27 protein-coding genes are annotated in these 25,772 nt (G+C 75.3%); 11 read left to right on the top strand and 16 right to left on the bottom strand.

Going from position 1 to position 25,772, the window contains the following annotated elements; genetic code table 11:
* Positions 1-32 precede the first annotated feature (32 nt).
* Positions 33-683 carry a potassium channel family protein gene (locus tag KG103_RS08605; RefSeq protein WP_207342076.1) on the top strand — a complete coding sequence of 217 codons (651 nt, stop codon included), beginning with the start codon at positions 33-35 and terminating at the stop codon, positions 681-683.
* Positions 680-1,354, top strand: coding sequence for a potassium channel family protein (locus tag KG103_RS08600; RefSeq protein ID WP_207342077.1), 675 nt, complete (start codon positions 680-682; stop codon positions 1,352-1,354). Before KG103_RS08605 ends, KG103_RS08600 begins: the two co-directional genes overlap by 4 nt.
* On the opposite strand, the gene KG103_RS08595 is transcribed toward KG103_RS08600, so the two are convergent.
* From KG103_RS08595 to dut, 4 genes are all read right to left on the bottom strand, one after another.
* Positions 1,287-2,060 carry a DUF3159 domain-containing protein gene (locus KG103_RS08595; RefSeq protein WP_207342078.1) on the bottom strand — a complete coding sequence of 258 codons (774 nt, stop codon included), beginning with the start codon at positions 2,058-2,060 and terminating at the stop codon, positions 1,287-1,289. The two genes, KG103_RS08600 and KG103_RS08595, sit on opposite strands and share 68 nt — an antisense overlap.
* A 4-nt stretch (positions 2,061-2,064) precedes the next feature.
* The gene (locus tag KG103_RS08590; RefSeq protein WP_207342079.1) at positions 2,065-2,433 is read right to left on the bottom strand and encodes an OB-fold nucleic acid binding domain-containing protein; all 369 of its coding nucleotides are present in this window, start codon (positions 2,431-2,433) and stop codon (positions 2,065-2,067) included.
* Positions 2,430-3,146 carry a DUF3710 domain-containing protein gene (locus KG103_RS08585; protein WP_207342080.1) on the bottom strand — a complete coding sequence of 239 codons (717 nt, stop codon included), beginning with the start codon at positions 3,144-3,146 and terminating at the stop codon, positions 2,430-2,432. Before KG103_RS08585 ends, KG103_RS08590 begins: the two co-directional genes overlap by 4 nt.
* A gap of 114 nt (positions 3,147-3,260) precedes the next feature.
* Positions 3,261-3,719, bottom strand: a complete 459-nt coding sequence (dut, locus tag KG103_RS08580) for a dUTP diphosphatase (protein ID WP_207342143.1) — start codon at positions 3,717-3,719, stop codon at positions 3,261-3,263.
* 225 nt (positions 3,720-3,944) lie between these two features.
* Between dut and KG103_RS08575 the strand changes: the two genes are divergently transcribed.
* Positions 3,945-4,490 (top strand): DUF3093 domain-containing protein, encoded by a 546-nt coding sequence (locus tag KG103_RS08575; protein WP_207342081.1) that lies wholly within the window; start codon positions 3,945-3,947, stop codon positions 4,488-4,490.
* A 31-nt stretch (positions 4,491-4,521) separates the two neighbouring features.
* Here KG103_RS08575 and KG103_RS08570 read toward each other — a convergent pair whose 3' ends face one another.
* The 3 genes from KG103_RS08570 to KG103_RS08560 form a co-directional block, all read right to left on the bottom strand.
* Complete coding sequence (locus KG103_RS08570; RefSeq protein WP_089798812.1) at positions 4,522-4,821, bottom strand: DUF4193 domain-containing protein; 300 nt, start codon at positions 4,819-4,821, stop codon at positions 4,522-4,524.
* 193 nt (positions 4,822-5,014) lie between these two features.
* Complete coding sequence (locus KG103_RS08565) at positions 5,015-5,905, bottom strand: inositol monophosphatase family protein (RefSeq protein WP_207342082.1); 891 nt, start codon at positions 5,903-5,905, stop codon at positions 5,015-5,017.
* A gap of 65 nt (positions 5,906-5,970) precedes the next feature.
* Positions 5,971-6,612 carry a trimeric intracellular cation channel family protein gene (locus tag KG103_RS08560; protein ID WP_207342083.1) on the bottom strand — a complete coding sequence of 214 codons (642 nt, stop codon included), beginning with the start codon at positions 6,610-6,612 and terminating at the stop codon, positions 5,971-5,973.
* A gap of 137 nt (positions 6,613-6,749) precedes the next feature.
* Between KG103_RS08560 and sepH the strand changes: the two genes are divergently transcribed.
* A complete protein-coding gene (sepH, locus tag KG103_RS08555; RefSeq protein WP_207342084.1) occupies positions 6,750-7,865 on the top strand; it encodes a septation protein SepH in 1,116 nt (371 codons plus the stop codon).
* A gap of 96 nt (positions 7,866-7,961) precedes the next feature.
* On the opposite strand, the gene KG103_RS08550 is transcribed toward sepH, so the two are convergent.
* The 4 genes from KG103_RS08550 to KG103_RS08535 form a co-directional block, all read right to left on the bottom strand.
* Positions 7,962-8,642 (bottom strand): thymidine kinase, encoded by a 681-nt coding sequence (locus tag KG103_RS08550; protein ID WP_207342085.1) that lies wholly within the window; start codon positions 8,640-8,642, stop codon positions 7,962-7,964.
* Positions 8,643-8,673: 31 nt separating this feature from the next.
* On the bottom strand, positions 8,674-9,834 hold the full coding sequence (locus tag KG103_RS08545; protein WP_207342086.1) for an alkaline phosphatase family protein: 1,161 nt from the start codon (positions 9,832-9,834) through the stop codon (positions 8,674-8,676).
* Positions 9,835-9,836: 2 nt separating this feature from the next.
* Positions 9,837-10,409, bottom strand: coding sequence for a DUF5998 family protein (locus KG103_RS08540; RefSeq protein ID WP_207342087.1), 573 nt, complete (start codon positions 10,407-10,409; stop codon positions 9,837-9,839).
* Between the two features lie 77 nt (positions 10,410-10,486).
* Complete coding sequence (locus KG103_RS08535) at positions 10,487-13,282, bottom strand: bifunctional acetate--CoA ligase family protein/GNAT family N-acetyltransferase (protein ID WP_207342088.1); 2,796 nt, start codon at positions 13,280-13,282, stop codon at positions 10,487-10,489.
* A gap of 125 nt (positions 13,283-13,407) precedes the next feature.
* Here KG103_RS08535 and KG103_RS08530 point away from each other — a divergent pair, with 125 nt between their 5' ends.
* Positions 13,408-15,888 (top strand): DNA gyrase/topoisomerase IV subunit A, encoded by a 2,481-nt coding sequence (locus KG103_RS08530; protein ID WP_207342089.1) that lies wholly within the window; start codon positions 13,408-13,410, stop codon positions 15,886-15,888.
* A 33-nt stretch (positions 15,889-15,921) separates the two neighbouring features.
* A complete protein-coding gene (locus KG103_RS08525; RefSeq protein WP_207342090.1) occupies positions 15,922-16,680 on the top strand; it encodes a hypothetical protein in 759 nt (252 codons plus the stop codon).
* A 9-nt stretch (positions 16,681-16,689) separates the two neighbouring features.
* Here KG103_RS08525 and glgA read toward each other — a convergent pair whose 3' ends face one another.
* Entirely contained in the window at positions 16,690-17,916 is a 1,227-nt protein-coding gene (gene glgA / locus KG103_RS08520; protein WP_207342091.1) for a glycogen synthase, read from the bottom strand.
* 108 nt (positions 17,917-18,024) lie between these two features.
* Between glgA and KG103_RS08515 the strand changes: the two genes are divergently transcribed.
* Positions 18,025-19,266, top strand: a complete 1,242-nt coding sequence (locus KG103_RS08515; protein WP_207342092.1) for a glucose-1-phosphate adenylyltransferase — start codon at positions 18,025-18,027, stop codon at positions 19,264-19,266.
* A gap of 111 nt (positions 19,267-19,377) precedes the next feature.
* The gene (gene serB / locus KG103_RS08510; protein WP_207342093.1) at positions 19,378-20,028 is read left to right on the top strand and encodes a phosphoserine phosphatase SerB; all 651 of its coding nucleotides are present in this window, start codon (positions 19,378-19,380) and stop codon (positions 20,026-20,028) included.
* A gap of 38 nt (positions 20,029-20,066) precedes the next feature.
* Here serB and KG103_RS08505 read toward each other — a convergent pair whose 3' ends face one another.
* The 3 genes from KG103_RS08505 to fabG form a co-directional block, all read right to left on the bottom strand.
* On the bottom strand, positions 20,067-20,588 hold the full coding sequence (locus KG103_RS08505; protein ID WP_207342094.1) for a SixA phosphatase family protein: 522 nt from the start codon (positions 20,586-20,588) through the stop codon (positions 20,067-20,069).
* Between the two features lie 133 nt (positions 20,589-20,721).
* Entirely contained in the window at positions 20,722-21,489 is a 768-nt protein-coding gene (gene fabI, locus KG103_RS08500; protein WP_207342095.1) for an enoyl-ACP reductase FabI, read from the bottom strand.
* A 66-nt stretch (positions 21,490-21,555) separates the two neighbouring features.
* On the bottom strand, positions 21,556-22,311 hold the full coding sequence (gene fabG / locus KG103_RS08495; RefSeq protein ID WP_207342096.1) for a 3-oxoacyl-ACP reductase FabG: 756 nt from the start codon (positions 22,309-22,311) through the stop codon (positions 21,556-21,558).
* A 145-nt stretch (positions 22,312-22,456) separates the two neighbouring features.
* Between fabG and KG103_RS18840 the strand changes: the two genes are divergently transcribed.
* Genes KG103_RS18840 through KG103_RS08480 form a run of 3 tightly spaced genes read left to right on the top strand, consistent with a single transcriptional unit; the run spans position 22,457 to position 24,047 of the window.
* Entirely contained in the window at positions 22,457-22,792 is a 336-nt protein-coding gene (locus KG103_RS18840; protein WP_249670860.1) for a DUF3099 domain-containing protein, read from the top strand.
* 2 nt (positions 22,793-22,794) lie between these two features.
* Positions 22,795-23,040, top strand: coding sequence for a hypothetical protein (locus tag KG103_RS08485; protein WP_207342098.1), 246 nt, complete (start codon positions 22,795-22,797; stop codon positions 23,038-23,040).
* Positions 23,037-24,047: an SURF1 family cytochrome oxidase biogenesis protein gene (locus KG103_RS08480; RefSeq protein ID WP_249670859.1), complete on the top strand. Its 1,011-nt coding sequence runs from the start codon at positions 23,037-23,039 to the stop codon at positions 24,045-24,047. Before KG103_RS08485 ends, KG103_RS08480 begins: the two co-directional genes overlap by 4 nt.
* Here KG103_RS08480 and KG103_RS08475 read toward each other — a convergent pair.
* On the bottom strand, positions 24,020-25,618 hold the full coding sequence (locus tag KG103_RS08475) for an ABC-F family ATP-binding cassette domain-containing protein (RefSeq protein WP_207342099.1): 1,599 nt from the start codon (positions 25,616-25,618) through the stop codon (positions 24,020-24,022). The genes KG103_RS08480 and KG103_RS08475 overlap by 28 nt on opposite strands.
* Positions 25,619-25,772 lie beyond the last annotated feature (154 nt).

Raw genomic sequence — 25,772 nt, 5'->3', positions numbered from 1 at the left:
GTATAGCGTGACCGGCTGTGCACTTCGTCATCATGGGATGCGGACGCGTGGGGGCGACGCTCGCGCAGTCCCTGGAGTCCCGCGGCCACTCCGTGGCCGTCATCGACCAGAACCCCGAGGCGTTCCGCCGCCTCGACGCCGGCTTCTCCGGCAACAAGGTGACCGGCCTCGGGTTCGACCGCGACACCCTGCGGACCGCCGGCATCGACGACACCTACGCGTTCGCCGCCGTGTCCGACGGCGACAACTCGAACATCCTCGCCGCCCGTGTGGTGCGCGAGACGTTCGGTGTCGAGAACGTGGTCGCCCGCATCTACGACCCGCACCGCGCCGAGATCTACCAGCGCCTCGGCATCCCGACCGTGGCCACCGTGCGGTGGACCGCCGACCAGGTCCTGCGGCGCATGCTCCCGATGGGAACCACCGACGAGTACCGCGACGCCTCCGGGCGCATCCAGCTGACGCAGGTCGACGTCCACCCGGGCTGGGTCGGACGTCCGCTGCGCGCCCTGGAGAGCGCCAGCGGCGCGCGCGTCGCCTTCGTCACCCGCTACGGCGACGGGCTGCTGCCCGACGCCGGCTCCGTCCTCCAGGAGAACGACATCGTGCACCTGCTCCTCGAGGTCGCGCAGGCCCCCGCCGTCGAGCGGGTCCTCACCGCACCACCGGCGGTCGACGCGTGAGGGTCGTCATCGCCGGCGCGGGCTCGGTCGGCCGCTCCATCGCGCGCGAGCTGCTCGCCCACGACCACGAGGTCACGCTCGTCGACCGCCAGCCCTCCGCCATGCGCGTCGCCCAGGTGGCCGACGCCGACTGGCTGCTGGCCGACGCGTGCGAGCTGCCCACGCTGCGCGCCGTGCGCGCCGACGAGTGCGACGTGATGGTCGCCGCGACGGGCGACGACAAGGCGAACCTGGTCATCTCCCTTCTCGCCAAGACGGAGTTCGGCGTGCCACGGACCGTGGCACGCGTGAACAACCCGAAGAACGAGTGGATGTTCGACGCGGCCTGGGGGGTCGACGTCGCCGTGTCGACCCCGCGCATCATGACCGCGATGGTCGAGGAGGCCGTCGCGGTGGGCGATCTGGTGCGGATCTTCACGTTCCACCAGTCCAAGGCGGACATCCTCGAGCTCACGCTGCCGGAGGGGTCCCCGCTGGCGGGCCTGCGGGTCGGTCAGATCGCGTGGCCCACCGACACCGTGCTCGCCTGCATCGTGCGCGACACGCGCCCGATCGCGCCGAGCCCGGACGACACGCTGGAGGGGCGCGACGAGCTGCTGTTCGTCACGGGTCGTGAGGTGGACGAGAAGGCGCTGGAGCACCTGCTGACCCACGGACCAGCATCCAGCTGAGCCACAGGGCCACGGCCGTCAGCGGCAGCCCCATCGCGAGCTTGGCGGTGCCGAGCCACACGACCTCGTCGGCCAGGAAGAGCGGTAGCTGCACCAGCAGCCGCAGCCCGAACATGCCGACCCACGGCCACGTGGCCAACGCGTAGCGACGGCGCAGCGCCGGGTCGTGCCGCCACTCGACGGCCGCGGACCACGGCCCCCCGCCCAGCGGGCCACGGGCGCTGAACATGCCGACGACGAGTCCCACGAGGGGCCAGCCGGCGACCACCGAGACGAGCGTCCCCACCAGGTAGGCGACGTTGACGAGCAGCCCGTACGCGAAGTAGTCGCTCGCGTCACCGGTCCGCCACGCCCAGATCACGCCGATGCCCACGCCCAGCACGCCGGAGAACGCCTGCGTCACCGGGGTGCGCTGCACCAGCCGCGCCACCACGGCCAGCACCGCGGCCACCGAGGCCGCGATGAGCGCCGGGCGCAGCTGCTGACCTGCCGCGATGTAGACCACGACGAAGAGCAGCCCCGGCGCCACGGCCTCGACCATGCCGCGCACGCCGCCGACGGCGTCGGCGGCCGAGAACTCGTCGGCCGTGATGGCGCGGAGCCCACGGGCGCCGCCCTCCTCGGGCGGCACGGCGTCGTCGATCGCGTCGAGCACCACCGGCTCGTCGTCGTGCGGACCGGGCCGCCGGCCCGTCGGCTCGCTCATCGGCTCACTCCCCCGGTCGCGCGCGCAGCTCGTAGCGCGGGTTGAACACCGTGCGGCGGCCGTCGACGAGGCACACCATGCCGTCCACCTTCAGCCGTCGTCCCGGCTCGATGCCCGCGATACGGCGCCGCCCGAGCCACACGAGGTCGAGCGCGCCCGAGCCGTCGTAGAGCTCCGCCTCGATGGCGGGCACGCCCTCGCGCGGTCGCAGCGTCACCGACCGCAGGACGCCGCTGACGCGCGCCCGCTGGCGGTGCGGCAGCGCGGCGACCGGGCAGCACCCGGGCACGCGCAGCGCGTCGGCCCGCTCCTCGTCGGCCTCGATCTCCGCCCGGGAGGCGATGACCTTGCGGAACCTGTCGGTGAGGGTCATCCGATCTCCGTGATCTCCGGGCCGCGCTCGGGGGGCGCCAGCCGCGGGTTCGCCGGCGGCGGGGGCGGCGGCGTCGCGCCGCCCGGCAGCTGCAGCGGGAGCAGGTCGCGCGGCGGCCGCGCGTCCGTGCCGCGCACGACGACGACCTGCCCGAAGAGCTCCTCCAGCCGCCTCGCGGCGTCCGGCTCGACGGCGGCGCGGCCGGTGAGCACACCGCGCACGAACCAGCGCGGACCGTCGCTGCCGATGAAGCGCGCGGGCCGGTGACCCGTGCGGCCCTCGGGCGTGCGCACCGGCAGCCGGGCGAGCAGCTCACGGCCGAAGGGACCGGGCAGGTCGTCCACGGTCCCGCCCTGCTCCGTGATCGAGGCGGCGATCTCCCCGCGAATCTCGTCCCAGATGCCCTCGCTGCGCGGCGCCGCGAACGCCTGGAGCTGCAGCGACGACCCCTCCAGCAGCACGGCCACGGCCGAGACGACGTTCGACGACTTGTCGACCTCGAGGCGCACCTCCATGCCCTCGACCGACGGCAGCTGGATGGCACCGAGGTCCACGCGCGGCACGTCCGGGTGGGGCGCGTCGGCGTCCCAGGGACCGCGCGCGTCGGGTGCCGGCAGCTCCGCGGCCTCGACGTCCTGCGTCTCGTCCTGCGGGGCGTCGGCCGGTGCGTCGGCCGCGCCGCCCTCCTTCGGGCCACGACGGAACAGACCCACTTCGCTTCCTCCGACCGGCGCTCGCGCGCCCTCGCCCTGCATCGACGTCCTCATGATCCTCAACGACGATCACGACGACAGTAGTTCCGCTCCCGGCCGGCGGCCGGGTCGCGATCACGCCGTGGACGCCCCGCCCGCGGCCGCCGCCCAGCCCCCGCTGGACCCGAAGCCGCCGACGCCCCGCACCGAGTCCGGCAGGGCGTCGACCTCGACGAACGCCGCACGCTCGACGCGCTGCACCACCAGCTGGGCGATGCGGTCGCCCCGACGCAGCTCCACCGCGTGGTCCCGGTCGGTGTTGAGCAGCGTCACCGCGATCTCGCCCCGGTACCCCGCGTCGACCGTGCCGGGCGCGTTGACGACGGTCAGGCCGTGGCGTGCGGCGAGCCCCGAGCGGGGGTGCACGAACGCCGCGTAGCCCACGGGCAGCGCGATCGAGACCCCGGTGGGGACGGTCGCCCGCTGCCCGGGCGCGAGGGTGACGTCCTCGCGTGCCACGAGGTCGGCACCCGCGTCACCGGGGTGCGCGTACGCCGGGGCGGGCAGGTCCGGGTCGAGCCGCCGCAGCAGCACCGGGACGTCCGTGCCGCGCTCGTGCGCGCCGTGCTCGTGCGAGCCGGGCTCGTGCGGGGCGGGGTGGCTGGTCGCTGTCACGGGGGCCGACCCTACCGTGGGCGCGCGCGACCCGCGCCACACCCCGGCCCGGCCGCCCGTCGACCCGACCGGGCGGCGCCGTGCGGCCCGCGACGCGAGCGCCTCGCACCGCGCGGGTGTCGCCCGCGATGAGATCCTGGGCGCATGACCACCGCACCCGCCCCCGGCACGCCCCCCGAGCCGTCCGGCACCGCCGACGGCGTCCCCGGGTTCCGCGAGCAGCTGTGGCCCGGGCCGCTGGGCTGGGTCGCGGTCGTCGCGTTCGCCGTCGTGCTCGGCATCGCGTTCGTGCCCGTCGACACGCGGCTCGCCCTCGCGGCGGGCCTGCTCGCGCTGGGCGCCGGGCTGGCGGGCGCGGTGCTCACCACCCCCCTCGTCCGGGTCGCGCAGGGCACGCTGCAGGCGGGCTCCGCGCGGATCCCGGTCGACGTGCTGGCCGCACCCCGGGTGCTCGACCGTGCCGCGCTGCGCACCGAGCTCGGGCCGGCGCTCGACGCCCGCGCGTACGTGTGCCTGCGGTCGTGGATCGGCACCGCGGTGCGCGTCGAGGTCGTGGACCCGCAGGACCCGACCCCGTACTGGATCGTCTCGACGCGGCGCCCCGACCGGCTCGTGGCCGCGCTGCTCGCGTCCGGCGCACAGCCGGTCCAGACCCCCGGGACGACGCCGGCCGGCCACCCCGAGGGGTGACCGGCCGGTCGGTCGTCGGCGAGGCGCGTCGTCAGGCGGCGCACTCCGAGCAGACGGGCATGCCGTCGCGCTCGTAGGCGAGCTGACTGCGGTGGTGCACCAGGAAGCACTTCGAGCACGTGAACTCGTCTGCCTGGCGGGGAAGGACGCGGACGGAGAGCTCCTCGCCGGACAGGTCGGCGCCGGGCAGCTCGAAGCCCTCGGCAGCCTCCGTCTCGTCCTCGTCCACCACGCCCGAGTTCTTGTCGGAGCGCCGAGCCTGGAGCTCCTGGAGCGAGTCCTCGCTCAGGTCCTCCTCGGTCTTGCGCGGGGCGTCGTAGTCGGTTGCCATGTGTGAGCGTCACACTCCGTCTTCTGCAGCAGTGGTCGTGGTACGCGGGATCAAGGCGCCACGTCAGCGTTTTGTTCCCCGCGCGGGTCGGATTCTGCATCACTTCCGGCCTGGATGCGAACAAGGACACGTGCCCATGTCCGCGGACGTGACGCGCACCACTCACCGGGCATCGTCGCCGCAGGTCAGACCGCTATCGCGGACCACCGTGACCACGGTCGCACACACCCTCGCGGGACGGCGAGTCGGGGGCGTCCGCGTGCAGCTCCTCGAGCAGCGCGACGAGCTCCGCGACGCGTTCCGCCGCGCCCGCGACCACCATGTCCGGCCCGGCCGCACGGCCGCGCAGGCCCGTCACGACACCCCCGGCCTCCGCCACCACCAGACCGGCGGCCGCCAGGTCCCAGGGCTGCAGCCCGCGCTCGTAGTACAGGTCGAGCCGGCCCGTGGCGACCTGGCACAGGTCGATGGCGGCGGCCCCGGCGCGACGCACGTCACGCACCCGGGGAAGCAGGTCCGCCAGCACACGGGCCTGGGCGCGGCGCCGCTCGGCGACGTACCCGAACCCGGTGCCGAGCAGGCACCGGTCCAGCGGCGGTGCCGGAGCCACGGTCAGCGGCCGCCCGTCGAGGTGGGCGCCCTGGCCGCGTCCCGCGGTCCACGTCTCCCCCGTCGCCGGTGCGTGCACGCAGCCCGCGAGGACGGTCCACGCGCCCGGGGCAGGCTCACCGACGACCGCGGCGACGCTCACGGCGTACGCGGGCAGCCCGTAGAGGTAGTTCACGGTGCCGTCGATGGGGTCGACCACCCACGTGACACCCGAGGTGCCGGGCACGTGACCGCCCTCCTCCCCGAGGATGCCGTCGGCGGGCCGCAGCCGGGCGAGCTCGGCACGCACGAGCTCCTCGCTGGCCAGGTCCATGGCGGTGACGACGTCGACGGCGCTCGACTTGGTCGCCGCCACCCCGACGGTCTCGGGCCGGCCGTCGTGGACCAGCCGGCCCGCAGCGACGGCGACCTGCCGGGCGACGGCGACGAGCTCGGCGACGAGCTGGGCGGACGGTTCCGCGGAGGGAGTGCTCACCCCGCCATCCTGCCGCAGCCGGCCGCGCGCCCCCGCGGCGGACGCGGGGTCGGCGCGGCCCCGCGTCAGCCGGCGCCGCCCGACCCGCTCCCGCGCCACGGTCCCGGCGCGTTGAGGCGGAAGCGCAGCGCGGCGACGCGCAGCACGAAGACGCCCGCGGCGACGGCGCCGAGGCCGAGGCCGCCGGCCCACTCCACGTGCCACAGCGCGACCACCGCGACGGACCCCAGCAGGGCCGGCACCGCGTAGAGCTGCCGGTGGTGCAGCACGACGGGCACCTCGCCCGTGAGGAGGTCGCGCAGCATGCCGCCCCCGACACCGGTGAGCACGCCCACCACGACGGCGGCCAGTGCGGTGGTCCCGTACTCCAGGCCCTTCAGCGTCCCGACGACCGTGAAGAGCGCCAGGGCGCCGGCGTCCAGGACGTTGATGACGCGCCGGGCGCGCTCGAGCCTCGGGTGCCCGAAGTACATGACGAGCCCGCCGGCGAGCGCGGCAGCCATGAGGCGCAGGTCGCTGATGCCGACCGGGGGCACCGCACCGATCAGGACGTCACGCAGCACACCGCCGCCGAGGCCGGCCGCCCAGGCGAGCACGAGGATGCCGAAGATGTCGAACTGCTTGCGCACAGCCGCCAGCGCGCCGGACATGGCGCCGACGAAGACGCCGGCGACCTCCAGCAGCGGTTGGGCCAGCAGCTCGGGCATCACGCCCCCATCCTCGCGCAGGCGTCGGGGGCGGGCGCGACGCACGTCACGTGCCGGATGCGGCGGCACACCGGCCCGGGTGCGCGCGTTCGGCGCCCGGAGGTGGCAGGCTCCCTCCTGGAGCCCGGGGAGGTCGTATGGGTGAGCTGGAGCTGGTCGGTCTGCACGAGGACGGCGAGCACCTCGTCGTCGTCGCGCCCGACGGGCAGCGCTTCCGCCTGCGCATCGACGACCCGCTGCGGGCCGCGGTGCGCCGCGACCGTCCGCAGCTGGAGCAGCTGCGCGCCGAGCAGGCCGGATCGCTGAGCCCTCGCGAGATCCAGTCGCGGATCCGGGCCGGCGCCACCGCGCAGGAGGTCGCCGACGCCGCGGGCGTGCCCGTCGAGTCCGTGCGCCGCTACGAGGGTCCCGTCCTGGCCGAGCGCGAGTACGTCGCGGAACAGGCGCGCGGCACGCGCGTCGGGCGCGACTCGGGCGCCCCCCTGCTCGGCGACCTCGTCACGGACCGCCTCGCGGCGCGCGGCGTGGACGTCGGGTCGCTGGCGTGGGACGCCGCGCGCGAGGGCACGGGCCCCTGGACCGTGGCGGCACGGTTCGTCGTCGAGGACGGTCCGCGCACCGCCCGCTGGACGTACGACCCGGTGCGGCGCGCCGTCGTCGCCGACGACGACGAGGCGCGCTGGCTCTCCGAGACGGAGATCGACGAGCCCGTGTCGCGGCGGCACCTGGCGGCCGTGCGGGACGTGGTGTTCGACCTCGAGGCGATGGGCGAGCTGACCGCCGAGGAGCCCGAGCCCACGCACGTGCTGCTCGACGAGCTGCGCACGCGCCGCGGCGTCCGCCAGCCCCTGGAGCTCGACGGCGACGACGAGGAGTTCGAGGGCTTCGGCCCGCAGCACGCGTTCGACTTCACCGCCGGCCCCGGCGGGGCCGGCACGGTCGACGAGGCGAGCGCTCCCGGCGCGCACCCCCGGGACGCCGACCCGGCACGCGAGGCGGTCGTCCTGACACCACCCCGCGGCGAGCGGACGGCTCCGCCGACGGGCGCGGTCCCGGCGGCACCCGCCCCGAAGTCGTCCGCCCCGAAGCCGTCCGCCCCGGAGCCGTCCGCCCCGAAGTCGTCCGGCCCGGAGCCGTCCGCCCCGGACGACGCCGCGGAGACGCGACCGGGTGCCGGTGAGCGACGCTCCCGGCGCCCGCGCGCCAAGGTCCCCAGCTGGGACGAGATCGTCTTCGGCGCCAAGCCGGAGTGAGGCTCGTCGCGACGGTGTAGCGGCGTCGTGACGGTGTAGCGGCGTCGCGCGGACGAGCCACGCCTCGCCAGCGCCCCCGCGCGGAACCGCGCCCGCTCAGGGAGCGGTGCCGCCCCGGCGGTCGCCCGCGTCGTCGTCGAAGAGCAGGGTCTGCGCGGACGGACCGGTGGCGCGGGCCACGCGCGCGGTCATCCGCCGCACGTGGTGACGACGGCACAGGACCTCGTAGGCCACCTCACCGGCGCCGCCCGCGACGTCGCCGACGACGACCTGGTCACCCTCGACCACCATGACACCGTCCAGGGTGCGCGCGTTGTGGGTGGCCCGTGCCCCGCACCAGCACAGGGCCCGGACCTGGAGCACCTCCACCCGGTCGGCCAGCTCGACGAGGCGCGCGGACCCCGGGAACAGCCGGGCACGGAAGTCCGTCGTGATGCCGAAGGCGTAGACGTCGGCGGACAGCTCGTCGACGACGCGGGCCAGCTGCTCGACCTGCACGGCGGTGTAGAACTGCGCCTCGTCCGCGATGAGGTAGTCGACCGGCCGGCCGCGCGTGCGCCGGGTCACGACCTCGGCCCAGAAGTCGGTCGTGTCGTCCACCTCGTCCGCCCGGCGCTGCAGACCGAGCCGCGAGGAGATCATGGCGTTGCCCGCGCGGTCCTGCCGCGTGAACAGCACACCGTCACGCCCGCGTGCGGCGTGGTTGTGGTGCATCTGCAGGGCGAGCGTCGACTTGCCGCAGTCCATCGTCCCCGAGAAGAACACCAGCTCGGCCACGGTCAGCCCCTCCCCGGCACAGGTCGCCCGCTCACCGGTGCACCAGCAGCGGCACGAGCATCTCCCGGGCCGTCAGCGACCCGTGCACGCCCACCAGGGCCATGGACGCCGGCGTCTGCGTGCGGGAGTCGACCACCGTCGCGGCCCCCGTCATCGCGACGACCACGTCCCCGACCACGGGGAGCACCCGCGGCTCGACCGGCCCGAACCACCCGGCCGCGACCGCCTCGTCACGCGTGCGCACGACCGCGTCGTCGCCCAGCTCGTCGCGCCAGCGGGCGGCGACGACACCGGGGTCGACGCCGTCGGCGACGTGCAGGTGCAGCGCGCGGGGCTCTCCCCCCGTGGTCACCACGTCCGCACCCAGCACCGGGTCCGTGCCCACGTCGCGCCGACGCGCCGGGTCGACGTCCACCATCCCGTGGTCGGCGGTGACGACCAGGAGGGTGTCGCGGGGCAGCGAGCGCGCCAGGCGCCCCAGCTCGGCGTCGAGCTCCGCGAGCGCCTCACCCCACTGCCAGGAACCCCAGCCGTGGTGGTGGCCGGTCTTGTCGACGTCGTGCCAGTACAGGTAGGCGAGCCCGGGTTCGCGCAGCGCCCGCACCACCGCGTCGACGCGGCCGTCCAGCGACTCCGCGGCCGCGTACCGCGCACCGCGCAGGGCAGCCCCGGTGAGTCCCGAGCCCTGGAACCGGGCCGGTCCGACGCTGGTGACACGCACGCCGGCGGCAGCCAGCTGCTCGAACACCGTGGGGTGCGGCTGCCAGCGCTCGGCGGGCGGCATGTCGGCCCAGGACACGAGGTTGCCGAGCCGGCCCGTCTCGGGCACCCGCACGGTGTAGCCGAGCATCGCGGTGCGGCCCGGGCCGCACCCGGTGCCGAACGCGGCGACCGCCGTCGCCGTGGTCGAGGGGAACGTGCTGAGCAGCGGCTGCGAGGAGGCGAGCAGCGAGCGGAGGAACGGCGCGTGCCCACCGCGCTCGGCGAGGTTGAGGTGACCCAGCCCGTCCACCAGCACCACGCAGGCGCGCGTCGCGGCCGGCAGCCCCAGCAGCGCCCGGCCGGGCTCGCCGCCGGCCACGTCGACCCCCAGCGCGGCCGCCACCGCGGGCAGCACGTGCCGCAGCGCCGGACCGTCGCCCGGGGTCAGCAGCTCGTCGGGGTGCGGCAGCGCCCCAGCGCGCGCGGACACGCTCACCGCTGGGTCGTCGCCGCCGAGAGCGTGCGCCCGAACCGCATCGCGGCGAGCACCGCCTCGCGCCCCTCCGCCGCGGCGCTCACCCGCACCACGACGTCGTCGGGGGTGATCGAGCCGCTCATGCCGTGGTCGGCGTCGCACTGGGGGTCACCGCAGGACGCGGGCTCCAGGTCGACGCGGGACACCGCGCCCCAGCCGATCGCCAGTGTGAGCTCCGAGGCGCCGTCGCCGGCACGGTGCTGCTGCGGGTCGTTCATGACGTGCGTGAAGGCCACCGAGCGCAGCTCGCGCAGCGGCACCGCCTCGGTCGTCGCCTGGGCGCTGGCCGACGGGTGCTCGGAGTCGGCGGGGTGGTCGTCGACGTGGGTGACGACGAACCGGGTCGCGGTCAGCACGAGCACGGTGACGTGCCGTCGCACCTCCGCACCGTCGAACGTCGTCTCGGGGTGGACCAGGTGGGCGACGGCGTCCTCGCCGGCCAGGGCGAGCTCGAGAACCTCGCCGACGAGCTCCGGGTAGTACCCGGCACGGTGCAGGTCGTCACGCAGCGCGGTGGAGAGTGCAGGCACGCCACCATCCTCCCATCCCCGCGCGAGAGGCCCGGTCCGCCGGTGACCGGCGCGCCAGGGACGTCGCCCGGACGGGCTCACGGCCGCGCCAGCCGGCGGGCGGCGTCGGCGCGGTCGGCCGGTGCCACCGTGACGTACGCGCCGAGCACGGCGAGCCCGTGCGGCGAGACGACCACCGGGTTGAGCTCGAGGGACCGCACGTCGGGCAGGGCGTCGGCGAGCACGGACACCCGGGCGACCAGGTCCTCCAGCGCCGCCACGTCGAGGGCCGGCAGCCCGCGGTACCCGAAGAGCCGGGGCGCCGCACGGGGCGTCCGCACGAGCTCGGCGACGTCGACGTCCGTCAGCGGCGGCACCCGGTACGCCACGTCGCCGAGGAGGTCGGCCGCGTCCCCCGCCACGCCGAGGCTGATGACGGGCCCGAACAGCGGGTCCTCGGCGGACCGCACCACGCACGCGACGCCGTGCGGTGCCATCGCCTGGACCTCCAGGGGCGGCACGCCGGGTCCGGGGTCGTGGGCGTCCGCGAGCGCGAGGATGCCCGCGACGTCCGCACGCAGCTCGGCCGCGTCGGCGACGTCGAGCCGCACACCCCCGAGGTCGGCACGGTGGCGCAGCGCGGGCACGGTGGTCTTGAGCGCGACGGGCCACCCGAGCGCCTCGGCGGCGGCGACCGCCTCGTCCGCGTCGCGCACGCGCACCGACGGCCACACGTGGACCCCGGCGGCGGCCAGCAGCTCGGCGGTCTGGGCCGGGTCGAGCGCCAGCGGGGAGCCGTCGGTGGCACCGGACGCGGCCAGCAGCCGCGCCACCAGGCGGGCGGCCGCGCGGGTGTCGACGCCCGCGGGCCGCACCGGGTGCCCCCGGTCGGCGGCGCGCCACGCGGCGTAGCACGCGGCCCGGCCGAGGGCGAGCGCGGCGTCCTCGGGTGCCGCGTACGCGGGCACGGTCCACGCGCGACCGCCCTCCGCGGTGGCCGTCAGGTCGGGCGTCACGCCGTGCAGGCCGTGGATGCACGCGACGGTCGCCTTGCCGGTGCGGGCCGCGGCGCGGGCGACCTCCCCGGGCAGGACCGCGTCCGGCACCCCGAGGGTCGGGATGCGCAGGACGATCACGACGTCCACGTCGGGGTCGCCGTAGACGCGCTCCACGGCGTCGTGCACCTCGTCCGGTGACGCGTCCTCGGCGAGCAGCTCGACCCGGTCGGTCACGACCAGGCCGGCGGCGGCGGCCGCCTCCGCGACCAGGGCCGCCACCCCCGTGGAGGTCGCGAGCACCGCGGTGCGCCGCCCGCGGGGCAGGGGCTGGTGGGCCAGGAGCTGGACGACGTCGAGCATCTGGTGGACGTTGTCGACCCGGATCACGCCGGACTGGCGCAGCACCTCCTCCAGGGTCCGACGGGGGGCACGCGTCGGACGCACGGCGTGACCCGGGGGCGCGACGTGACCCGAGCGGCCGGCCGTGAGGACGACCACCGGCTTGTGCGCCGCGAGCCGGCGGGCGATGCGCGAGAACTTGCGGGGGTTGCCGATCGACTCCAGGTACAGGGCCACGACGTCGGTGCCGTCGTCCTCGCCCCAGAACTGCATGAGGTCGTTGCCGGACACGTCGGCACGGTGGCCGGCGGAGACCAGCTGGGCGAGCCCCAGGCCACGGCGCTCGACCGCACCCAGCAGCGTGACGGCCAGGGGGGCCGACTGGCAGAACAGCCCGACGCGCCCCGGTCGCGGCGGGCGCGCGGCCAGCGACACGTCCAGCAGGGTGCCGTCGTGCGTCGCGATCAGCCCGAACGAGGCCGGGCCGACCACGCGCATGCCGGCGCCGTGGGCCACGCCCACCAGCAGACGCTGCCGCGCGAGTCCCTCCGGGCCCGCCTCGGCGAACCCGCCGGACAGCAGCACCAGCCCTCGCACACCCAGCGCACCCAGCCGGCGGGCCGCGTCCAGCACGCGCTCGGGCGGCAGTGCCACGACGGCGAGCTCGACGGGCCCCGGCACGTCGTCGATCCGCGCGTGGTGGTGCATGCCGTCCGCGTCGACCCCCGCCCCGTCGAGGCCCTCGGGTGCGCCGACGCCGACGACGTGCACCGTCACCCGTCCGGCACGCGCCTGGCCCGCCAGCCCGGCGACGACGCGCTCGGCCTGGCCGGCGGTCAGCGCGCGGCCCGGCTCCGGGCCGGGTCCCACCACGACGACCGAGCGCGCCGTGAGCAGCGCACGCATCGAGCGCGCCTCGGCGCGGTGCTCGCGGTCCGCGGCGACGGCCAGCGAGCGCTCGGTGGGGTCGATGTCGAACGTCACCTGCACGACGCCGTCCTCGGTGCGCTGGTGCACCTCGTAGCCGGCCTCCTTGAAGACGGCGATCATGCGCCCGTTCTGCGGCAGCACCTCGGCGAGGAAGTGCCGGACGCCGCGCTCGCGCGCCGCCGCGGCCAGGTGCTCGAGCAGCACCGAGGCCAGGCCCTTGCCCTGGTGGGCGTCGGCGATGTTGAACGCCACCTCGGCGGTCTCGGGCTCGACCACGTCGTACCGCGCGACGCCGATGATGCGCTCGGGGGTACCCGCCTCGGGCGACCCGGTCACGGCGACGAGCGCCACCCGGTCGACGTGGTCCACGGTCACCAGCCGCTCGAGGTCGCGCTCCGGCAGGCGGTCGAGGGACGCGAAGAACCGCAGGTACGTCGAGCGCTCGGACTGCGCGACGTGGAACGCCTGCAGCGCCTCGGCGTCGTCCGGGTGGATCGGGCGCAGCCGTGTCGTGGTGCCGTCCGTCAGGACGACGTCCGCCTCCCAACCCGCCGGGTAGGGTGCGGCGGCGGACCCCGGCGCACCAGCCGGGTCCGGGTGCCCGTCAGGGGGGACGACGTCGGCCATGCCGCCAGGCTAGCGGCGCGGCTGCACCGAGGACGGACACGGCGCGGCGACAATGGTCGTGGCGCGCGAACCGTCGGCACCCGCACGCCCCACCGCACCGCAGCACCCGAGGAGCACACCAGCCCATGGCGCGTCGCCCCGCGACCCCCGACCTGCCGCCCGACGACCTCGTCGAGCGGATCGTCGACGTCGACGTCACGACGGAGATGGAGGGCTCGTTCCTCGAGTACGCGTACTCGGTCATCTACTCGCGCGCCCTGCCCGACGCGCGCGACGGGCTCAAGCCGGTGCAGCGCCGGATCGTCTACCAGATGGCGGACATGGGGCTGCGCCCCGAGCGGCCGTACGTGAAGTCGGCGCGCGTGGTCGGCGAGGTCATGGGAAAGCTGCACCCCCACGGCGACACGGCGATCTACGACGCGATGGTGCGCCTGGCGCAGCCGTTCTCCCTGCGCCTGCCGCTGGTGGACGGCCACGGCAACTTCGGCTCGCTCGACGACGGCCCCGCGGCCTCGCGCTACACCGAGGCCCGGATGGCGCCCGCCGCGGTGGCGATGACGCAGGGGCTCGACGAGGACGTCGTCGACTTCGTCCCCAACTACGACAACAAGCTCAAGCAGCCGGGCGTGCTGCCCGCCGCCATCCCGAACCTGCTGGTCAACGGCGCGACCGGGATCGCGGTGGGCATGGCGACCAACATGGCGCCGCACAACCTCGTCGAGGTCGTCGCCGCGGCGCGCCACCTGGTCACGCACCCCGACGCCACGCTCGAGGACCTCATGCGGTTCGTCCCGGGTCCGGACCTGCCGACGGGCGGCAAGATCGTGGGCCTCGACGGCGTGCGCGACGCCTACCGCACCGGCCGCGGAGCGTTCCGGACGCGGGCCACCGCCCGGATCGAGAACGTCACACCGCGCCGCAAGGGGATCGTCGTCACCGAGCTGCCGTACACGGTGGGCCCGGAGAAGGTCATCGAGAAGATCAAGGAGGGCGTGCAGTCCAAGAAGCTCTCCGGGATCTCCGACGTCGTCGACCTCACGGACCGCGCGCACGGGCTGCGGCTGGTCATCGAGGTCAAGACCGGGTTCGACCCCGAGGCGGTGCTCGGGCAGCTCTACCGGCACACGCCGCTGGAGGACTCCTTCTCGGTCAACAACGTCGCGCTGGTGGACGGGCAGCCACGCACCCTCGGGCTGGTCGAGCTGCTGCGGGTGTGGGTCGAGCACCGCCTCGACGTCGTGCGCCGCCGCACGTCGTACCGCCTGACCAAGCGGCAGGAGCGCCTGCACCTCGTCGAGGGCCTGCTGGTCGCGATCCTCGACATCGACGAGGTCATCCAGGTCATCCGCACGTCGGACGACGCGGACACCGCCCGGGGTCGGCTGCGGTCGGTCTTCGACCTGTCCGAGCCGCAGGCGGAGTACATCCTCGAGCTGCGGCTGCGCCGCCTGACGAAGTTCTCGCGCATCGAGCTGGAGAAGGAGCGCGACGAGCTGATCGACGAGATCGCGCGCCTGCAGGCGATCCTCGGTGACGACGCCCTGCTGCGCACCGTCACCTCGGACGAGATGGCCGAGGTCGCGGCGACGTACGGCACCCCGCGCCGGACCGTGCTGCTGGAGAGCGCCGGCGGGACGAGCCTCGCGGGTGCCGCGGGCGCACCGACCTCGGCCAAGGGCGCACCCGCGTCGCTGGAGATCCCCGACACGCCCTGCTGGGCCCTGCTGTCGGCGACGGGCCTGCTGGCACGGACGTCCGAGGACGTCGAGCCGGCACGCGGTGACGGCACCGTCCGCAGCCGCCACGACGTCGTCGCCTCGGCCGTCGCGACCAGCGCACGCGCCGAGATCGGTGCGCTGACGTCGGCAGGGCGCGTCGTGCGCCTGTCCGTCCTCGAGCTGCCCACGCTGCCGCCGACCGACGGCCCGCCGTCGCTGTCCGGCGGGCTGCCGGTGGGCGAGGCGGTCACGCTCGGCAAGGGCGAGCGCGTCGTCGCGCTCGCCCCGCTCGGCGACGACGCTCCCCCGCTGGCGCTGGCGACCGCCCAGGGCGTCGTCAAGCGCGTGACGCCCGGCGACGTGCCGACCAAGGGCGACGAGTGGGAGGCGATCTCCCTCAAGGACGGCGACGAGGTCGTCGGCGCGGGCCTCGCGGCGGACGACGACGAGCTCGTGCTGGTCTCGTCGGACTCCTCGCTGCTGCACTTCCCCGGCGCCCAGGTGCGTCCGCAGGGCCGCGGCGCCTTCGGGATGGCCGGCATCAAGCTCGCCGCCGGCGCCCGGGTCGTGGCCTTCGCCGTCGTGCGTCCCGGGGACGACGCGGTCGTCGTGACCGTGTCGGGGTCGTCCGCCGCGCTGCCCGGCACGCAGACCGGGTCGGCCAAGGTGACGCCGTTCTCCGCCTACCCGGGCAAGGGGCGTGCCACGGGCGGCGTGCGCTCGCACCGGTTCCTCAAGGGCGAGGACACGCTCCTGCTCGCCCACGTGGGACCCGCGCCCGCGCGTGCCACCGGCTCGGGAGGTCAGCCGGTGGAGCTCCCGCCGGTCGACGAGCGCCGTGACGGGTCGGGCGTCGCGCTCGCGGCACCCGTGCACGCCGTGGGCTGACGTCGGCCGCGCCGCAGCGCCTACCGTGGAGCCGTGGCTGCCACGCTCGACCTGCCCCGGTCCGTCCTCCTCGCGCTGTGGCTGACGTCGGCCGGTGAGACCGACGCGGCCGTGTCCGCCGTCCAGCACGACGACGAGCCGCACACGGTCGACGTGGACGGCGAACCGCTGAGCCTCACCGACTGGGTGCGCTGGCTCGGCCGCCCCGTGGACGAGGCGGCCGCGCTGCTGCCCGTCCCGGGTGAGCCCGTCGCCGCGCCGCCGGCGGTGTCCGGCCCCGCCGTGGACGCGGGCGAGTGCGTGCTGCTGCGTGCCGGCACCCGGCTGCTCGCCGCCGTCCCGGACGTCCGACGGTTCGGCTCGGACCTCGAGCCGGGTCACCTCGTGACCTGGCACGTCACCACGGTGCCGGACTGGCGGACGGCGGTGTGGGCGCAGGTGGGCACGCTCGAGGACGCCGAGCGTGACCTGCGCCGCGGGCTGCTGACCGCCACGGAGGCGCTGGTGCAGCTCGGGGTCGAGCGGTGGCGCCCCGACGCGGCCGACACCATCGCCCAGGTGCGCGACGGGGCGCTGCCCGAGCGGCGGCTGCCGCGCCGCGTCGACGCGCAGCGCCTGCGTGTGCTGTCGAGCGCGGCCCGGCTGCGCGGCATCGTCGCGCTGGCCGCTCAGGACGACGGCGGCGCGGTGAACACCTGGCAGGCCGACCAGCGGGCCACCGCGCTGCGCGAGGTCGACCGCGTCGCGCGCCGGGCGATGGCGGCGGCCGCCACCGCGCTGACGCGCGACTGAGTGCCCGGCTCAGCCCTGCAGCACCCCGCGGTAGACCTCGAGCGTCCGCTCACCGATCGCGTGCCACGAGAAGTGGTCCTCGACGCGCCGGCGTGCGGCGGCGCCCCAGTGCGCGGCCCGCCCGACATCGGACACGGCGTCGGCGAGCGCGGCGCCCAGGTCCGCGACGAACGCGTCCGGGTCGACGGGTGTCCCGGTGCCGTCCTGCACCTGGTCGATCGGCACGAGCAGGCCGGTGACGCCGTCGACGACGACCTCGGGGATGCCGCCGGTGGCGGTGCCGACCACGGGCAGACCCACGGCCATGGCCTCGAGGTTGACGATGCCGAGCGGCTCGTACACCGAGGGGCACGCGAACACGGTGCCGTGCGCGAGGACGGCCACCAGCTCGTCGCGCGGCAGCATCCGGTCGATCCAGACGACGCCCGACCGTCGCGTGCGCAGCTCGTCGACCAAGCCGGTGACCTCGGCGAGGATCTCCGGCGTGTCGGGCGCACCGGCGCACAGCACGACCTGCACGTCGGTCGGCAGCGTCTCGACGGCCCGCAGCAGGTACGGCAGCCCCTTCTGGCGGGTGATGCGCCCGACGAACACGACGGCCGGCCGGTCGGGGTCGATGCCCAGGTCCTGCACGGCGCGGCGCGCACGGGCCAGGCCCTCGTCCGACGTGGGCCGCTGCCACCCGTCGAGGTCGATGCCGTTGTGCACGACGTGCACCCGGTCGGGGTCGACCGCCGGGTACGAGCGCAGGATGTCCTCGCGCATGCCGCCGCTGACGGCGATGACGGCGTCCGCCGCCTCGTACGCGGTCCGCTCCACCCAGGACGACAGCGCGTAGCCGCCGCCGAGCTGCTCGGCCTTCCACGGGCGCAGGGGCTCCAGGCTGTGCGCCGTGAGCACGTGCGGGACGTCGTAGAGCAGCGCCGCGAGGTGCCCGGCGAGGTTCGCGTACCAGGTGTGCGAGTGCACCAGGTCGGTGCCGCCGTCGGCGGCGTCCCGGCCGATCCCGTCGACGATCGCCAGGTCGACGCCCATGGTGGCGAGCGCGGCGTTGGCCCCGGCCAGACCACCCGGCACCCCGTAGCCGTACGTCCCCGGCTCCGCGACGGGCTCGTCGAAGCTGTGCACCCGCACGTCCACGAGCTCGCGCAGGACGGCCGTCAGTCCGGCCACGTGGACACCCGCACCCCCGTACACGTGGGGTGGGTACTCACGGGTCAGCAGGTCGACGCGCACCGGTGCCTCCAGTCGTGACCGGCGGGTGGCCGGTCGTCTGAGCGACACGCTAGCGCTCGGACCCGCGTGCTCCTCGCTGCGAGCGCCCCTTCGGCCTAAGTTGGTCGCATGCCAGCGCCGCGTGTCCTCGCCATCGTCCTCGCCGGAGGGGAGGGCAAGCGCCTGATGCCGCTCACCGCGCACCGGGCGAAGCCCGCGGTCCCCTTCGGCGGCAGCTACCGCCTCGTCGACTTCGCCCTGTCGAACGTCATCAACTCGCACTACCTGCACGTGATCGTGCTGACCCAGTACAAGTCCCACTCGCTGGACCGGCACGTGTCCAAGACGTGGCGGATGTCGTCGCTCCTGGGCAACTACGTCGCGGCCGTGCCGGCGCAGCAGCGTGTGGGCAAGCACTGGTACCTGGGCAGCGCGGACGCGATCTACCAGTGCCTCAACATCATCGACGACGAGCGCCCCGACATCGTGGTCGTGGTCGGTGCCGACCACGTCTACCGCATGGACTTCTCCCAGATGGTCGACGCCCACATCGAGTCGGGCGCCGAGCTGACGGTGGCCGGCATCCGGCAGCCGATCGACATGGCCGACCAGTTCGGCGTCATCGAGACGGTGCCGGGCGACCCCTCGCGCATCGCGGCGTTCCGCGAGAAGCCGTCGGACCCGACGCCCGTCCCCGGCTCCCCGATGGAGATCCTCGCGTCGATGGGCAACTACGTCGCGAACGCCGACGCGCTCGTGCAGGCCGTGACCGTGGACGCCGAGGACGTGAACTCCCGCCACGACATGGGCGGCGACATCGTCCCGTGGTTCGTCGAGCGCGGCACCGCAGGCGTGTACGACTTCATCCGCAACGACGTGCCGGGCTCCACCGACCGTGACCGCGACTACTGGCGCGACGTGGGGACCCTGGACTCGTACTACGACGCCAACCACGACCTCATCTCGGTCGAGCCGGTGTTCAACCTCTACAACGACGCGTGGCCGCTGTACACGGGCTACACCGGCCTGCCTCCGGCCAAGTTCGTCCACGCCGGCGCCGGCCGGCTCGGGCACGCCGCCGACTCGATCGTCTCCCCCGGGGTCGTCGTGTCAGGCGCAACCGTGTCGGGCTCGATCCTCTCCCCCGGCATCCGGCTGCACTCCTGGGCCCAGGTGACTGACTCGGTGCTGATGGACGGCGTCCAGGTCGAGCGGTACGCGCAGATCCACCGCGCGATCCTCGACAAGAACGTCATCGTCCCCGAGCGGGCGCGCGTCGGGCTGGACCACGAGCACGACCGCGCGCGCGGGTTCACCGTGACCGACAGCGGGATCACGGTGGTCCCGAAGGGCACGGTCATCACCGACTGACGGCGCGCCGCCGGTGCGGGTCGGGCCGGCGGCAGCACGTCATGCGGACGGGGTCGCACGTCAGGCGGACGGCGGCGCCCGTGCCCGGCCGCGCCACGCTAGCCTGCGGGCGTGGAGACCCGCACGGCCGCTGCCCGCCTCGTCGTCATGGACATCGACTCGACGCTCATCACCGGCGAGGTCGTCGAGATGCTCGCGGCCCGTGCCGGGTCGCTGCCGCTGGTGGCGGCGATCACGGAGCGCGCCATGCGCGGCGAGATCGACTTCGCGCAGTCCCTGCGCGAGCGCGTCGCCACCCTGGAGGGTCTGCCCGTCACGGTCTTCGACGACGTGCTGGCGGAGGTCGAGCTGACGCCCGGCGCGGCGGAGCTCGTCGCCGAGCTGCAGGCCCGCGGCTGGCCGGTCGGTCTGGTGTCGGGCGGGTTCCTGGAGGTGGCACGCCCGCTGGCGGCGCGGCTCGGGATCACCCGGGTCCACGCCAACCGCCTGGAGGCCTGCGACGGCGTCCTCACCGGGCGGGTCGCCGGACCGGTCGTCGACCGGGCGGCGAAGGCCGCCACGCTGACGGCGTGGGCCGCCGAGCTGGGGCTGCCGATGACGCGGACCGTGGCCATCGGGGACGGCGCCAACGACCTCGACATGCTGGCGGCGGCCGCCACCGGGATCGCGTTCAACGCCAAGCCGGTCGTGGCCGGCGCCGCCGACGTCGCGGTCGCCGGGCGGCTGGACGCGGTGCTGGCGCTGGAGCCGTTCGCCGCCTGAGGAGGGCGGGCGGCGCTCGGTACACCTGCCGCCGCCGGTCAGGCCGGGTGGTCCAGGTGGACCAGTCGCAGGGCGCCCGGCGCCGTCGCCGTCCACGGACCGTCGAGCTCGAGGACCGACCAGGCCGCCGTCGGCACACCCATGCGGACGCGGGCCAGCACCAGCTCGTCCGAGCCGGGCCCTGCCAGCGTGGCCGCGGCGTGCGACACCGTCGGCTCGTGGCCGACGACCAGCACCGTCACCGCGTCGTCCGGCACCGCCTGGACGAGGGCCACCAGGTCGCCCGTGGACGCGTCGTAGAGCTCGTCGCTCACGGTGACCGTCGCCGGCGCCGCCCCCGCGGCGCTCAACGCGGCCCGGGCGACGTCCCACGTCTGACGCGTGCGCAGTGCGGACGAGCAGAGCACGTGGGTGGGCGCGAGGCCCGCGGCGGCCAGCGCGCCACCCACGGCCGTGGCCTGGCGCCGACCGACCAGGGCGAGCGGACGCCCGTGGTCGGGGACGCCACCGGCCGGTTCGGCCTTGGCATGGCGCAGGAGGACGAGACGGTGCGGGGTCACCGCACCAGGGTGCCATCGCCCGCGGTGCGACGAGCGCGCGCCCGCGGCGGGACGGACGTGACGTGCGCGACGGCCGGCACCGTACCGCCCGCCCGCGTGCCGCGGGTCGGCGTCGCGCGCCGCCGTGCGTCTCTCACAGCCCCATGGCGTGCACACCGCCGTCGACGTGCACGATCTCGCCGGTCGTCGCGGGGAACCAGTCGGACAGGAGCGCGGCGACCGCACGCGCGGTGGGCTCGGGGTCCGTGACGTCCCACCCGAGCGGTGCACGCTCCGGCCAGCCGCCCTCCATCGACTCGAAGCCCGGGATCGACTTGGCCGCCGTCGTCCGGATCGGGCCGGCGGACACGAGGTTCACGCGGATGCCCGCGGGACCGAGGTCACGCGCCAGGTAGCGGGCGGTCGACTCGAAGGCGGCCTTCGCCACACCCATCCAGTCGTAGACGGGCCAGGCGTAGCGCGCGTCGAACGTCAGGCCCACCAGGGCCGAGCCGCGGGTCAGCAGCGGCTGCGAGGCCACCGCGAGCGACTTCAGCGAGTACGCGCTGACCTGCAGCGCGGTCGCGACGTCGGCCCACTCGCCGGCCAGGAAGTTCCCGCCCATGACCGACTGGGGCGCGAAGCCGATGGAGTGGACGGCACCGTCCAGGTGGTCCGTGTGCTCGCGCACGCGGTCCGCGAGCGCGTCCAGGTCGTCCTGCGACGTGACGTCGAGCTCGACCACGGGCGCCGGCTGGGGCAGCCGGCGCGCGATCACCTGGGTGAGCCGCATCTGGCGTCCGAACGAGGTGAGCACGACCTGTGCCCCCTGCTCCTGGGCCAGGCGCGCGACGTGGAACGCGATGGAGCTGTCGGTGAGGACGCCGGTGACGAGCAGGGTCTTGCCCTCGAGCAGTGCCATGGTCCGCGTGCCTTTCGTTCGGGGTGCGCGTGCGTCGTGCGCCCGCGCGGAGGGTCGGAGAAGGGCTCAGTGCCCCATGCCCAGGCCGCCGTCGACGGGCAGGACCGCGCCGGAGACGTACGCGGCGTCGTCGGACGCGAGGAACTGCACGGCGGCGGCGACCTCGTCGGCCTGCCCGAAGCGCCCGGCGGGGATCGCACCGAGGTAGGCCTGCTGCCGGTCGTCGGGCAGGGCCCGCGTCATGTCGGTGTCGATGAACCCCGGGGCGACGACGTTCGCGGTGATGCCGCGCCCGCCCAGCTCGCGGGTGATGGAGCGGGCCATGCCGACGAGCGCCGCCTTGGAGGAGGCGTAGTTGACCTGGCCGGGCGACCCGTACATGCCGACCACGGACGAGATGAGGACGATGCGGCCGCGACGCATCCGGATCATGCCCTTGCTCGCCCGGCGCACCACGCGGAAGGCCCCGGTGAGGTTGACGTCGACGACGTCGGCGAAGTCCTCGTCGGTCATGCGCAGCAGGAGCTGGTCGCGCGTGACTCCGGCGTTGGCGACGAGCACCTCGACGGGTCCGTGCGCGGCCTCGACGTGCGTGAACGCGGCGTCGACCGAGGCGGTGTCGCGGACGTCGCCGATGACCTCGAGCACACCGTCGGGGGCACCGCCCGACCGGACGATCGTGGCGACCCGGTCGCCCGCGGCGACGAACCGCTCCGCGATGGCGCGGCCGATGCCACGGTTGGCGCCGGTCACCAGCACGCTGCGCGGGGTGCGCGCGGCGGCGTCGGTGGCGGGGGTCGTCTCGGGTGTCGTGGCTGGCACGGGACACGACGCTAGCCGACGGCGACCGTGGGCACGGGGGTGCGCGCGGCCACGAGTTGCACCCCCGACGTTGTGGGAGACCCACAAACTGTGCGCCCCACCACGTCGCCCCGCCCCACGTCCCGTGCACGCCTACCATCGGACGGTGAGGACTCGTCGTCGCACCGAGCACGCCGGGCCGCAGGTGCATCGCATCACCTCGGCACCGACGGCGCTGGCCGACGACCTCGCGCGCCGCCAGCGGCGGTACCTGTGGCAGATGGGCGTGCGCGTGCTGTGCTTCGTGGCCGCGGGCCTGCTGTGGTCGCACGTGCCCACCGCGGTGTCGATCGCGCTGGTCGCCGCCGCCGCGGTGCTGCCGTACGTGGCCGTGCTGCTGGCCAACGCAGGACGGGAACGACGTGAGGAGCCCGGCGTCTACTACGAGGCGCGGGAGATCGGCGGCGCGCAGCCGCACGACGAGCTGGGAGACGGACGGTGACGATGGCGACGCCCCCGCAGGGTGCCGTGCCCGACGTGGTCGGGGAGCTCGTGTGCAGCGCACGCGGCTGCCGCACCCAGCCCGCCTGGGGCGTGCTGTGGAACAACCCGCGGCTGCACACGCCGGCACGGCGCAAGGTGTGGCTCACGTGCGAGGCGCACCGCGAGCACCTGTCCGACTACCTGCGGGTGCGGGACTTCCTGCGGGACGTCGTCCCCGTCGACGAGCTGGAGCGATCGGACCCGTGAGCCTGCTGCACGAGGACGAGCACGCGACCTCCGGCCGGGTACCGACGGACGACGCCGGGGCGGGCGCCGCCCCGGGCGCACCCCCGACCGCCGCCGCCCTGCGCGCGGCCGCTCGACGCCGGGCCGTCGGGCTGGTCGTGCTCGCGGTCGCCGTCTCGCTCACGTGCACGTTCCTCGGCCGCTGGCAGTGGAACCGCCACGTCGCGCGTGACGCCGCGATCGCGGTCGTCGAGGCGAACTACGCGGCGCCGCCCGCGGACCTCGCCGACGTCGTCGCGGACCCCGACGCCCCGCTGCCGGAGGCCGACGCGTGGCGCTCGGTCGAGGTCCGCGGCCGGTACGTGCCGGACGCGGCGGTGCTGCTGCGCAACCGCCCGGTGGTGCCCGGCACGCCCGGCTACCACGTGCTGGTCCCCCTGGTCGTGCAGGACGCGGCACCGGGCTCCTTCGGGGCCCCGGTCGACGCCGGGCGCGTGCTGGTGGTCGACCGGGGCTGGGTGCCGACGGGCGCGGACGGGTCGGTCGACGTCGACGTGCCCGCGCCGCCGGCCGGGGACGTCACCGTGACCGTCCGGCTGCGGCCGGGTGAGCCGGTGAGCAGCCGCAGCGCCCCGGACGGCCAGGTGCAGGCCATCGCGCCGACCCAGGTGCTCGCGGCCGCCGGCGTGGACGGTGAGCCGTACGCGGCCTACGGCGGGCTGGTGCGCGAGGACCCGGCCGCCGACGAGCCGCTCGGCGCGCTCGCCGCACCGAGCACGGACCCCGGCTCGCACCTGTCGTACGCGTTCCAGTGGTGGGTCTTCGCCCTGGGCGGGCTCGTCGCGTTCAGCGTCGCCGCGCGCCGCGAGTGGGTGGCGGCCCGCGCGCTCGGGGACGCGGCACCCGCCCCGCACCCCGCCCGACCTCGCCGGGCGCGAGGGCGGGACGAGATCGACGAGGACGCCGAGATCGAGGCGCAGCAGCGCCGCGACCTGCAGGCTCAGGCCAGCGCGATGAGGTCCAGGTAGTCCTGGCTCCACAGGTCCTCGTCGCCGTCGGGCAGCAGCAGGACCCGTTCGGGCTCGAGGGCCGCGACCGCGCCCTCGTCGTGGCTGACGAGCACGACGGCGCCCTGGTAGCCGCGCAGCGCCGCGAGGATCTCCTCGCGCGACGCGGGGTCGAGGTTGTTCGTCGGCTCGTCGAGCAGCAGCACGTTGGCGCTCGACACCACGAGGGTGGCCAGCGCGAGGCGCGTCTTCTCCCCGCCGGACAGCACGCGCGCCGGCTTGTCGGCGTCGTCGCCCGAGAACAGGAACGAGCCGAGCACCGAGCGCACCTGCGTGTCGGTGAGGTCGGGAGCCGCGGTGCGCAGGTTCTCCAGGACGGTGCGCGACAGGTCGAGCGTCTCGTGCTCCTGCGCGTAGTAGCCGAGCTTGAGACCGTGGCCGGCCTTCACCTCGCCCGTGTCGGGCTCCTGGAGCCCGCCGAGCATGCGCAGCAGCGTCGTCTTGCCGGCACCGTTGAGGCCCAGCACGACGACCTTGCTGCCCCGGTCGATGGCCAGCGAGACGTCCGTGAAGACCTCCTGCGAGCCGTACGACTTCGACAGCCCCTCGGCCGTCAGCGGCGTGCGGCCGCAGGGCGCCGGCTCGGGGAACCGCAGCTTGGCGACCTTGTCGTTGACGCGCACGGCGTCGAGCCCCGACAGCATGCGCTCCGCCCGGCGCGCCATGTTCTGCGCAGCGACCGCCTTGGTGGCCTTCGCCCGCATCTTGTCGGCCTGGGCCAGCAGCGTCGCGGCCTTCTTCTCGGCGTTCGCCCGCTCGCGCCGCCGACGCTTCTCGTCTGTCTCGCGCTGCAGCAGGTACGCGTCCCAGCCCAGGTTGTACTGGTCGAGCTGCGAGCGGTTCGCGTCGAGGTGGAACACCTTGTTCACCGTGGCGCGCAGCAGCTCGACGTCGTGGCTGATGACGACGAACCCGCCGGGGTAGGACTTGAGGTAGTCCCGCAGCCAGACGATCGAGTCGGCGTCGAGGTGGTTCGTGGGCTCGTCGAGCAGCAGCGTGTCCGCACCGGAGAACAGGATGCGTGCCAGCTCGACGCGGCGCCGCTGCCCGCCGGACAGCGTGCCGAGCTCCTGGCCCAGGACGCGGTCGTCGAGGCCGAGCGCCGCCGTGATGCGGTGGGCCTCGCTCTCGGCCGCGTAGCCGCCGGCCGCGGTGAAGCGCGCCTCGAGCCGCGTGTACCGGTCCATGGCCTTGTCACGCGTCGCGTCGTCGGCCGAGGCCATCGCGCCCTCGGTGTCGCGCATCGACGCGAGGACCGCGTCCAGGCCGCGCGCGGACAGCACGCGGTTCATGGCGAGCTGCGTCAGGTCGCCCGAGGCCGGGTCCTGCGGCAGGTAGCCGACGTCACCGCCGCGCGAGATGGTCCCGCCGGTCGGCTGGGTCTCGCCCGCGAGCGTCTTGGTCAGCGTGGTCTTGCCCGCGCCGTTGCGGCCGACGAGCCCGATGCGGTCGCCGGAGGCGATCCGGAAGGTCGTCGGTTCCAGCAGGACGCGGGCGCCGACGCGCAGCTCGACGCCCGAAGCGGTGATCACGGGGTGGTTCCTCGGTTTCCTACGAGAAGACCGGGTGGGTTCTGGCCCCCGGCACAAACGCCGTCCATCGTACCCAGCGCTAGCGTGGCCGGAGGTCGGGCTCCCGGCCGCACCGGCGTCGTCGCGCGTCCGCCCGCAGGCGGCCGACCCGACG

Origin of the sequence: Cellulomonas wangleii (genome assembly GCF_018388445.1) — a bacterium.
Taxonomy (GTDB): Bacteria; Actinomycetota; Actinomycetes; order Actinomycetales; family Cellulomonadaceae; genus Cellulomonas; species Cellulomonas wangleii.
This window is presented reverse-complemented; position numbering and strand designations above follow the sequence as displayed.

Coding starts and splice junctions, on each gene's coding strand:
- KG103_RS08605 (WP_207342076.1), top strand. CDS start 33: ATGGGATGCGGACGCGTGGGGGCGACGCTCGCGCAGTCCCTGGAGTCC.
- KG103_RS08595 (WP_207342078.1), bottom strand. CDS start 2,060: ATGAGCGAGCCGACGGGCCGGCGGCCCGGTCCGCACGACGACGAGCCG.
- KG103_RS08590 (WP_207342079.1), bottom strand. CDS start 2,433: ATGACCCTCACCGACAGGTTCCGCAAGGTCATCGCCTCCCGGGCGGAG.
- KG103_RS08575 (WP_207342081.1), top strand. CDS start 3,945: ATGACCACCGCACCCGCCCCCGGCACGCCCCCCGAGCCGTCCGGCACC.
- KG103_RS08570 (WP_089798812.1), bottom strand. CDS start 4,821: ATGGCAACCGACTACGACGCCCCGCGCAAGACCGAGGAGGACCTGAGC.
- KG103_RS08560 (WP_207342083.1), bottom strand. CDS start 6,612: ATGCCCGAGCTGCTGGCCCAACCGCTGCTGGAGGTCGCCGGCGTCTTC.
- sepH (WP_207342084.1), top strand. CDS start 6,750: ATGGGTGAGCTGGAGCTGGTCGGTCTGCACGAGGACGGCGAGCACCTC.
- KG103_RS08535 (WP_207342088.1), bottom strand. CDS start 13,282: ATGGCCGACGTCGTCCCCCCTGACGGGCACCCGGACCCGGCTGGTGCG.
- KG103_RS08530 (WP_207342089.1), top strand. CDS start 13,408: ATGGCGCGTCGCCCCGCGACCCCCGACCTGCCGCCCGACGACCTCGTC.
- KG103_RS08515 (WP_207342092.1), top strand. CDS start 18,025: ATGCCAGCGCCGCGTGTCCTCGCCATCGTCCTCGCCGGAGGGGAGGGC.
- fabI (WP_207342095.1), bottom strand. CDS start 21,489: ATGGCACTGCTCGAGGGCAAGACCCTGCTCGTCACCGGCGTCCTCACC.
- KG103_RS08485 (WP_207342098.1), top strand. CDS start 22,795: ATGGCGACGCCCCCGCAGGGTGCCGTGCCCGACGTGGTCGGGGAGCTC.